Here is a 5,262-nt window from a genome sequence, read left to right as displayed (position 1 = left end):
AAAAAACGCGATTAAAATCGCGTTTTTTTTATATTTAAATTATGTGTTATAGCGCCTCGACGGTAGCTTCGTTTTTATCAGCTACGGTCGCCGGTGGCGAAACTGGTTGAGTGACAGTAAACGAGTTCATTTGAACTTCAAACTGTTCCATCCCTTTCTCGCCTTTCCACATACGTACCAGCATGTAATCCATTTCAGGGGCAAACCATGCAATTGCTTGGCGTTTATCGTTATCGTATAAACGCTTTACTTTAATGGCTTCTACATTACCGATAGGCAACGAAATCATCTCGGTGCCAGATACTTCAAAATTGTAGTCGCGGCGATTACCTTTTTTATCAATAAGCGGGAATGAAAAGCTTGTTTCGCCTTTTTTTAATCCTTCGCGCACTTGCACTTGGTATGAAATAGCATCCTGAAATTCATCAGTCCATTCGCATTTAAGTGGGTATTCGCTAGCACTGCTAGTCACTACTTTATTCGCAGTATCAAAATCAATTTTATAATCTTTATCTGGGCCTGTACCGGTGCGGATCATATTGTAATGATGCGGGGTAACCTTGCCATCTTTAAAGGTAAACTTTGATGTTTCTTCACGAGAATCAGAGAAAATCATCCACTCAATATTGCTGTGGTATGTTAGTTCATAAGTATCGTCGCCCGTTTTTTTGAGCTCACGAACAGCCTCACCATGATTTTTACCTTTGCGTAAAATATCGTAGTTAGCTTGATACTGAGTCAATTCGCCTGCAATTAGGCTAGTTGGAAGTAAAGCGCCCGCACATAACAACAGGGCACTTATTTTTTTATTGTGGGTAGTGCGCGCCGTGTGCAGGAAGTTGTTTTTTGTCAAGAACTGCATAATCTGCTTCCATAGTAAGTCTGTGTTCACTGAACCACTTCACCACCAAAGGATAAATTATATGCTCTTGCTCATGCACGCGTTTTGCTAATGTCTCTGCTGTATCATCCTTGAGTACAGGTATTTGCGCCTGAAGAATAACGGGACCGCCGTCTAATTCTTCAGTAACAAAGTGAACACTTACGCCATGAACATCATCTTTTGCATCAATTGCTCTTTGGTGGGTATTCAGCCCCTGATACTTAGGCAACAAAGATGGATGAATGTTCAACATTTTTCCAACATATTTTTGCACTAAGCCAGGAGTAAGAATACGCATAAACCCAGCTAATACAACTAGATTTGGCATAAAAGAGTCGATAACGTTCATTAATTGCGCATCGTACGCTTCGCGCGAGTCAAAATCTTTATGACTGAGCACTTTTGTAGCAATACCGGCTTGCTTTGCACGCTCTAGGCCATAAGCGTCTGCTTTATTACTAATAACAGCCGCTATATGTCCGTTTATCTCGCCACGCTCGCAGGCATCTATGATGGCTTGTAAATTAGAGCCACTACCTGAGATTAAAACTACTAGACGAGTCGGTGCCATTACTTAGCACCACCTACAATTTCAACTTGCTCTTCGCCAGGCGCTGCGTCTTGAATTTCACCAAGATGCCATGCGTTTTCGCCTAAGTCTTTTAGCATTGTTAAGCTTTGCTCAAGTTTGTCTGCAGGTACAACTAAAACCATGCCTACACCACAGTTAAATGTACGGTACATTTCGTGGGTAGTAATATTACCGTTTTCTTGTAACCAGTTAAAAATTGGTGGCCACTGCCAGCTATCACCTTTAACTACTGCTTTTGCAGACTCTGGTAATACGCGTGGAATGTTTTCCCAAAAACCGCCGCCAGTAATATGCGAAAGCGCATGTACGTCAACGTTTTTGAATAACTCAAGTAACGGTTTAACGTAAATACGCGTAGGCTCAAGTAAGGTTTCGCCTAGTGTTTTACCTTCAAAGTCAGCGCTGGTATCAGCGTTTGACACTTCAAGTACTTTACGAATTAAAGAGAAGCCATTTGAATGAGGACCGCTTGAAGCAAGTGCAATAAGCTGATCGCCTGCTGCTACTTTTGTGCCATCAATTATTTTTGATTTTTCTACAACGCCTGTACAAAAGCCTGCCATGTCGTAGTCTTCACCATCATACATACCTGGCATTTCAGCTGTTTCGCCACCAATTAGGGCACAACCTGAAATTTCACACCCTTTGCCAATACCTGTAACTACGTCAGCTGCTGTGTCTATATCTAGTTTACCAGTTGCATAGTAATCTAGAAAAAACAGGGGTTCAGCACCTTGAACAATTAAGTCGTTTACACACATTGCAACTAAATCAATACCAACCGTATCGTGTTTTTTTAAGTCGATTGCTAAACGTAGTTTAGTACCAACGCCATCTGTACCTGCAACTAATACTGGTTGCTTGTAGCCTTCAGGAATTTCGCAAAGTGCGCCAAAACCACCAATTCCGCCCATTACTTCAGGACGACGAGTTTTTTTAACTACGCCTTTAATACGCTCAACAAGTGCATTACCAGCGTCGATATCTACGCCCGCGTCTTTATAGCTTAGAGACTGTTTTTGTTCGCTCACAGGTTTTCCTCAAAATAGTTGTTTTGGGTTGCTTAGAAACGCGCGTATTTTACAACAATTGCAAGGTCGCGGCTAGCGCAAATGTAATTTTGAAATAATTAACAAGGACACTTGTCCGCTACTTGTTGTTTAAATAAACAAAAAAACGCCCGTAGGCGTTTTTTTAGTATTAAAAGCGTTAAATTAACCGCTATGCTTTTGCCGTTAATATTGCTCTAAGTGGAGCAGGGTAGCCTTCAATTGTTTTACTTGTATCGTTTGGATCTAAAAAGTCGATTAACGACTCGTTTTCCATCCAATCGGTTTTGCGTTGTTCTTCAAGCGTGGTAATAGCGCAATCTTTTATTTGCACATCTTTAAAGCCAACGCGTTCCATCCACAGTTTTAATGCTGCAGTACTTGGAATAAACCACACGTTGCGCATTTTAGCGTAGCGGTCGGTAGGGACGAGTACCGTGTTTTCGTCGCCTTCAATTACTAGGGTTTCAAGTACGAGTTCGCCACCTGGGCGAAGCTGTGCTTTTAACTGTGCTAAAAAGTCGATAGGTGAGCGACGATGATAAAGTACGCCCATCGAAAAAACCGTATCAAACGCTTTAAGCTCGGGTAATGCCTCAACGCCTAGTGGCAATAAGTGCACGTTTTCGTCTGGGTTATAGTGTTTAATTGCCTGAAACTGACATAAAAATAAATCAGACGGATCAATACCCACTACAAACTCTGCACCTTCACCGCGCATACGCCATAAATGATAACCAGAACCACAACCAATATCTAAAACAGTGCGACCTTTTAATGGCTCAATATGAGGAAGTAGGCGATCCCACTTCCAATCGCTGCGCCATTCTGTGTCTATTTCAATACCGTGTACACTAAATGGGCCTTTGCGCCATGGCATCATACGTTTTAATAAATGCATGACTTGCTTTTGCTCGCCATCACTCATTTCGCCAGGCGCGCCTATTTCTACCTTGGTAGATACGTCAACATGCGTAGTTTTTACTTCAGGCAAATTTTTAAGCACTTTTTGCCATTTAGGTAAATCGCCATGGCTTGCCTCGTTTTGCCAATGTTTTAACTGGGCTGGCAAGGTTTCTAGCCAGTGGCTAAGAGGGCTTTGTGCAATAGATGCGTAAAATTGGTTAAACCATTGAGACATAAGTCACTCTCTTTATTTGATTGCTACCATTGAGCAAAAATTAAAACATTGATACCACACTTGAGTTTGGCTAAAACCAATATCTTGTAAGCGAGTAAAGTGAGCGCTGAGTGTATCTGGGCGCATAACGTTCTCGATGGCGGTCCGCTTTTGGCTTATTTCAAGCTCAGAGTAGCCATTGTGACGTTTAAAGTCGTGGTGCAAATCTATTAATAAATTATCGCATAGCTCGTTTTCGGCTTTTACTTTTTCGCTAAGCAGTAATACACCGCCAGGTTTTAAATTAGCGTATATTTTTTCAAGAACGGCTTGGCGCTGAGCATGTGGAATAAACTGTAGTGTAAAGTTCATTGCTACTACTGAGGCGTTTTGAATCTCAAGCTCGTTAATATCGCCCAAAGTAACAGTAACGGGGACTTCTGATTTAAAACCCTGTAAATGTACCTTGCAACGCTCAACCATCGCTTGCGAGTTATCTACCGCTATTATATGGCAGTTATCGGTGCGAATATTTCGGCGCATGCTAAGCGTTACTGCACCCAGTGAGCAGCCTAAATCGTAAAGATTAGAGTTACTTTGTGCGTATTCACCGGCAAGTTTACCCATTGTACTAACAATAGTTGCATAGCCCGGTACAGAGCGCTGGATCATATCTGGAAAAACTTCGACTACATTTTGGTCAAAGCTAAAATCTTTTACTTGTTGCTCAGAGGCATAAATACTGTCTTTTATGGTCACGAAGGCAGTCTCTTTGTAAATAATAGAGTTATTTTAACATTTTATACTGGATAGTCAGTGATAAATTCAGTAGCTTGACTAGAATTATGAATAATAAGTATAAAAGAGAAGATTAAATGAGCAAAAGCAAGGTCATCAGCACAGACGATATATTAGCAACCCTTTGTCATTCGGTTACAGGTGTACTTACATCAGCCAGCGGTAACGGTATTAGTTACTCTGCTATGGTACAAAAAATAACGCGTACATGTATGCGACCAGATATTGGCTGCTTTGTTTTATTTGACGGCGGTTTTACCGGCCTTGTAATTACCAACTTTACCTCGCAAGCGGCGATGGAAATTTATGGCGATTACATGCGTAATATGGGTATGCCTGAGAATGAAATAGCGCATAGCCATTTATCAGACGACGTATCAAACGTACTAGGCGAGTTGATGAACCAAATTGTTGGCGACTTTACTTCTAAAGTGCGCGAGCAACTGCATACTTCAATTACACAAAATCAGCCAAAAATGATGGCTATTAACAAGCAAGTGCAAATATCGGTAGATACCACGATGGATCGCCCGCAAGCCCGCCGCGTAACATTCACCACAAGTAAACAAAATATCTTTTACTTGGAATTAGCGATGGATAAAACAGAGTTTATTAAATTACACGACTTTGATATTGCAGAAGCGCTAGACCCAGATGACATAATTGAAAACGAAGCTAAAAAGAAAGCTGAAAAAGAAAGCGCAAAGGCTAAAGACGTTGTGCAAGACGATGCAGATGACGACTTTATGGCAGGCTTAGGACTGTAACGTTTTACGTAGATACCATCTCTTCTAACCAGCCTCAAGCTTTCTTTAAATAG

The 5,262-nt window shown here is 41.3% G+C and carries 6 protein-coding genes; 1 reads left to right on the top strand and 5 read right to left on the bottom strand.

Annotated features, from left to right (window positions below):
• Positions 1-46: 46 nt before the first annotated feature.
• The 5 genes from GQR46_RS15575 to cmoA form a co-directional block, all read right to left on the bottom strand.
• Complete coding sequence (locus GQR46_RS15575) at positions 47-790, bottom strand: DUF3108 domain-containing protein (protein ID WP_165741409.1); 744 nt, start codon at positions 788-790, stop codon at positions 47-49.
• Between the two features lie 16 nt (positions 791-806).
• On the bottom strand, positions 807-1,454 hold the full coding sequence (purN, locus tag GQR46_RS15570; RefSeq protein WP_002959994.1) for a phosphoribosylglycinamide formyltransferase: 648 nt from the start codon (positions 1,452-1,454) through the stop codon (positions 807-809).
• Positions 1,454-2,506, bottom strand: coding sequence for a phosphoribosylformylglycinamidine cyclo-ligase (gene purM, locus GQR46_RS15565; RefSeq protein WP_165741408.1), 1,053 nt, complete (start codon positions 2,504-2,506; stop codon positions 1,454-1,456). The genes purN and purM overlap by 1 nt, the downstream gene beginning before the upstream one ends.
• Positions 2,507-2,696: 190 nt before the next feature.
• Positions 2,697-3,665 carry a tRNA 5-methoxyuridine(34)/uridine 5-oxyacetic acid(34) synthase CmoB gene (gene cmoB, locus GQR46_RS15560; RefSeq protein ID WP_165741407.1) on the bottom strand — a complete coding sequence of 323 codons (969 nt, stop codon included), beginning with the start codon at positions 3,663-3,665 and terminating at the stop codon, positions 2,697-2,699.
• A 12-nt stretch (positions 3,666-3,677) separates the two neighbouring features.
• Positions 3,678-4,403 carry a carboxy-S-adenosyl-L-methionine synthase CmoA gene (gene cmoA / locus GQR46_RS15555; RefSeq protein WP_165741406.1) on the bottom strand — a complete coding sequence of 242 codons (726 nt, stop codon included), beginning with the start codon at positions 4,401-4,403 and terminating at the stop codon, positions 3,678-3,680.
• A 116-nt stretch (positions 4,404-4,519) separates the two neighbouring features.
• On the opposite strand from cmoA, the gene GQR46_RS15550 reads away from it, so the two are divergent.
• Positions 4,520-5,209, top strand: a complete 690-nt coding sequence (locus tag GQR46_RS15550; RefSeq protein WP_165729298.1) for a DUF3334 family protein — start codon at positions 4,520-4,522, stop codon at positions 5,207-5,209.
• The last annotated feature ends 53 nt before the right edge of the window (positions 5,210-5,262 follow it).

The organism is Pseudoalteromonas sp. Z1A6 (assembly GCF_011378745.1).
Taxonomy (GTDB): domain Bacteria; phylum Pseudomonadota; class Gammaproteobacteria; order Enterobacterales; family Alteromonadaceae; genus Pseudoalteromonas; species Pseudoalteromonas arctica.
The sequence above is the reverse complement of the archived record's forward strand: the minus strand, read 5'-3'. Positions and strand labels throughout refer to the sequence as shown.